We start from the raw sequence: 1,755 nt of genomic DNA on the forward strand, positions 1-1,755 counted from the left end.
GATGTCCCCAAGCCTCCCGACCACGCGCGCGCCAAACAGCATTTCGCCTTCATGCACCGGGTTCACGGGGACCACATCAAACCCTTTAAGTTTCAGATATCGCGCAACAAAGTAACTTGGGCGCACGGGGTTCATGGAAACGCCCACAATCGCGATCCGTTTGGCGCGGCTCAGGACATCTTTCAACAGGGTATCAGAATATATCATGCGTAAATCTCTACACGCATCCATTGTCAAAAAAAAGCGCCCTCAAGACAAAATCTTAAGGGCGCAAAGGTGTGGAACGAGGGACAGTAAGTGACCAGCAGGCGTTCCGGGCCTGCTGTCATACAGTTGAGTTAAGCTCTCTCAAACGCATTCAAAGACCCTGTGCCAATTCCGTGAACAAATTCTAAAGAAATGAGCCGATTTCTGCCGACACCCCACGGGAAGGCCTCAGTCAAAAATATCTTCGACCAGATCAAAAACCTCGCTCGACATTTTCTTGAGCCAAGATTTCCTCTTTGGTTTCTTTCGCCCGACTTTCATCGCCTTAACAGTCCCCTTTGACGTTGCCGCAGGAAACTGGCGCAGCTCTTGCGTGCTGCGCGTTGGGCTCGCCTTTGGAACCGGTATTTGCTTGAGATCATGCAGCGGTGCGCCGCATTGCGCACAGGCAAGCTCATGACGCCCCGCATCCAAAACCAGCGCAGCCTTGCTGCCGCAAAAACAACAGGTTGCGATCTTGGTTGGGTAGCCCACTGCGTTTCTCCTGATGCCTGCCCGCCTTAGCCGTGGGGACGCGACGCATATAATGCGATTGCAGCCGCGTTCGAGACATTGAGCGATCCAAAACCGCCCTCTGCGTCAATCCGTACCAGCATGTCGACGGTCTCTTTGGTCTTTTCCCGCAGACCCGGCCCTTCGGCCCCCAAGACCAATGCGACGGGACGGTCACGCTTGCCCTCAAGGGCGGCTTCGACAGTCACCTCGGCTTCTCCGTCCAGCCCAAGCACCAGATAGCCCATATTCTGGAGCTCTTTGATCGAATCGGCCAGATTGCGGACCCGCAGATAGGGCTGCCGTTCCAATGCGCCGCTCGCGGATTTGGCCAAGGACCCTGTTTCGGGGGCCGCATGGTGCCGCATGCCGATCACAGCCGACGCGCCAAGCACCTCGGCAGAGCGCAAGATCGCCCCAACGTTATGCGGATCGGTCACGCGGTCCAGCAGCAGTACACGCGGCGCTTCGGCCCCGATGCACACCTCGGCCAAACTTCCCCATGACAGCGGCTTTACCTCAAGCACGGCACCCTGATGCACCGACCCCTGGTCCAGCGGCGGGCGAAATTTACGGGGGTCCACGACCTCGGGGGTGATGCCCGCCTGCGCAATCGCGGCTTCCAGTTTGATCTGGGCATTCGGCGTAACCATCAGCTTTAATTTTTCACGCGCAGGATTCTCTAGCGCGTCACGCACCGCATGCAGACCGAAAAGCCACACCGTCTGGTTGGCCTCGACCTTTTTTTCCTGCTCTTTTTGCACAACCCACTTAGGTTTTTTCATCGCGGCACCCTTTATAATATGTTGCAAGGCAAAATTCCCTGCCCTTCGCCTAGGTTTTCGCCTTGACGGCTATCAGGACCGCTTGTAATCACGCCTTCACATCCGGTGCAATGCACAGGGTGAAAGTGGGCGACAGGCCGCAAGGTGTGGCAGGGGACTGTAACTCCCTCGCGGAGACGCACGCCTGGTTCGATTCCAGGGTCGCCCACCA

General features: G+C 57.0%; 3 protein-coding genes and 1 tRNA gene. 1 reads left to right on the forward strand and 3 read right to left on the reverse strand.

All coding sequences use genetic code 11. The features are described 5' to 3' along the window. The 3 genes from ABYT07_RS20895 to rlmB all read right to left on the reverse strand — a co-directional run. A partial coding sequence (locus ABYT07_RS20895) for a CoA-binding protein (protein WP_372993919.1) occupies nucleotides 1-207 on the reverse strand: 207 nt, incomplete at its 3' end. Between the two features lie 228 nt (nucleotides 208-435). Then, entirely contained in the window at nucleotides 436-741 is a 306-nt protein-coding gene (locus ABYT07_RS20900) for a hypothetical protein (protein ID WP_372993920.1), read from the reverse strand. Between the two features lie 26 nt (nucleotides 742-767). After that, nucleotides 768-1,544, reverse strand: coding sequence for a 23S rRNA (guanosine(2251)-2'-O)-methyltransferase RlmB (gene rlmB, locus ABYT07_RS20905; protein ID WP_372993921.1), 777 nt, complete (start codon nucleotides 1,542-1,544; stop codon nucleotides 768-770). 127 nt (nucleotides 1,545-1,671) lie between these two features. On the opposite strand from rlmB, the gene ABYT07_RS20910 reads away from it, so the two are divergent. Further along, nucleotides 1,672-1,755 (forward strand) — tRNA-Tyr (locus ABYT07_RS20910).

Origin of the sequence: Sulfitobacter sp. (assembly GCF_041552635.1) — a bacterium.
Lineage (GTDB): Bacteria > Pseudomonadota > Alphaproteobacteria > Rhodobacterales > Rhodobacteraceae > Sulfitobacter.

Coding starts and splice junctions, on each gene's coding strand:
- rlmB (WP_372993921.1), bottom strand. CDS start 1,544: ATGAAAAAACCTAAGTGGGTTGTGCAAAAAGAGCAGGAAAAAAAGGTC.